Source organism: Nostoc sp. UIC 10630 (assembly GCF_010747425.1).
In the GTDB taxonomy this organism is placed as follows: domain Bacteria; phylum Cyanobacteriota; class Cyanobacteriia; order Cyanobacteriales; family Nostocaceae; genus Nostoc.
In genome coordinates, this window is record NZ_JAAGOG010000409.1 from 1 (window position 1) to 1968 (window position 1968).

2 protein-coding genes are annotated in these 1968 nt (G+C 40.3%); one reads left to right on the plus strand and one right to left on the minus strand.

Features of this window, described 5'->3' with window-relative positions; genetic code table 11:
• The coding region (locus G1O98_RS37995; RefSeq protein WP_163939586.1) for a CBS domain-containing protein at positions 1-570 on the minus strand (570 nt) is incomplete at its 3' end.
• Between the two features lie 891 nt (positions 571-1461).
• On the opposite strand from G1O98_RS37995, the gene G1O98_RS38000 reads away from it, so the two are divergent.
• Complete coding sequence (locus G1O98_RS38000) at positions 1462-1773, plus strand: hypothetical protein (RefSeq protein WP_163939589.1); 312 nt, start codon at positions 1462-1464, stop codon at positions 1771-1773.
• The last annotated feature ends 195 nt before the right edge of the window (positions 1774-1968 follow it).

Genomic DNA, 1968 nt, shown 5'->3' on the forward strand with positions numbered 1-1968 from the left:
ACGGGCAGTAGTCAGTTGTTCATTTTGTTGGCGTAGTTCCTCGGACACAACTTGAAGTTCTTCAAGGGTTTTCTGAAGTTCCTGGTTAACTTCCTCTTGGTCAGTAAATTTTTCTTCCTCCAGTAACAATAGCTCAAGCAAGCTAGTCTCAGTGACGATTCCTAGCAATTGCCCAACATTGTCCAAAATAGGTAAATGGCGAATTTGATGCTGATGCAATAACGACAAGGCTGTGAAAATATCTTGAGAATTTGATTGGGTGAGCGTAATAACTTGCTGCGTCATCACCTGAGACATTTTCGCTCTGGATAAGTCCATCCCGGAGGCAACAAGTCTAACTACATCTTCATAAGTGAATATTCCTAATAGCTGCGTTCCCTCCATAATTAAGATGCAGCTAGATCCTTGCTGGCTTCTGATCTTTGATTCAAATGAAGAATTTAAGCTAGTCAGATCATCTTTTATACTTCGTTTCTGACTCATTAATCCAACAGCTTCAATTACAGTACTATCGGGACTAATTGTCCAAGGAAAACGATCAATAGCATCAGATAAATTAAGCAATCTCATTAGATAAATGCTAAGTTTTATAAGAAGAATTGAGAACTCAGGAGCGGAGCCAGAGACGCTCCGCCTGCGGTCAGAATGGGCAGGCACCTTAGCTATCCGCTAACAAAATTGTTCTGTACGAGTGTATGATAGCGCAGGCGGCAAGCTCATCAAGGATCGTCTGAATATTGGTTAAAAGCGAGTGGAATAGTGGGCAAAAAAAAATTAAAATATTCTTACTTTAAAACTCTATCCCTTTATGGGTAGAGTATTCTAAATTCTAAATTCTGTATCCTGACTCCTGTTTTATATGTATCTTACACTCTTACTAATGAAAAAAAGAGTAGCTAAAGTTAGATGTTTCATTGAGTTTTAAAGATTCAAGTTCTGCGATCACTGATGCTGTTAACCTCTTTTTTCCAGGTTTTAAGAACTCGTGGCTCGGAGTTGGAGTCGGCGCAGCAAAGTGAACAAGAGCGGGCTTGCGGGATCTAGTAGTTCGCTTTTGTGACGAAAGCGGGGTAAAGAGGAAAAAGGAAGGGGGAGGGGACGCTTGTTAATCGCAAAGCCCTGATATAACAAGATTTTTGAGTGTGGGGAGTGTGGGGAGTGTGGGGGGTAAGACTTCTTCCCCGTCCTCCCACACCCTACCAGCAAGGAGGTTTCAGCTTAACAAGCGTGCCATTCGGGAAGGGGGAAAGGGTTTAAATCTCTTACCCTTTTCCCTTTCCCCTTTTCCCCAAAACCCGAGAAGTATTGCCCCACACCCTCTCATCCAGCTACATTATGGCTTTGCCCTTAACAAGCGTGCCATTCAGTTGTAATACTTTTGTTCATGCCTTTGTAACACTTTCACCAACAGTATCCCTCTATGTTAGGTCAACCTAGAGACCTAGAGATTTAGCTTGATTAGTGATTTATAAGCGACTAGAGAGTTTTGAGAAAAGACCTCCTTTAGATGGATTAAAAAATTTGCTGCAAAAGATAAATTTTTACCAATCACACTATTACCTGGAAAAAAGAATTGCAGCAGAAATATCAATGTCCAAGATAAAAACACTTTTGGATTCACTTGAAAATGTCATTGAGTTCTTAGAATTAGATACTCAGCAAATGTCAGAGACTGATTCAATGCTAGAAGAAGTCAACAAAACCCTTCAACTATTAAAACGCTATCAAGATGACTTGAAACAAAGTCAAATCAGTCAGGCTGAATTACTGTAGATGTGCCATTCTCAACTCGACACCTCAAACCCAGGCAGAATAGCAAATTTTTTCGGAGTTAGAACGTTAGGTATTGCTAGCTTATGCAAAGATTTGTACAAGAAGTGAATAAAGATGACGATATCTACTCACAACTGATGGCAATTAGCCAAAAGTCTATTGAGAACGCACATTACGAAACTGCCTATCATGCTT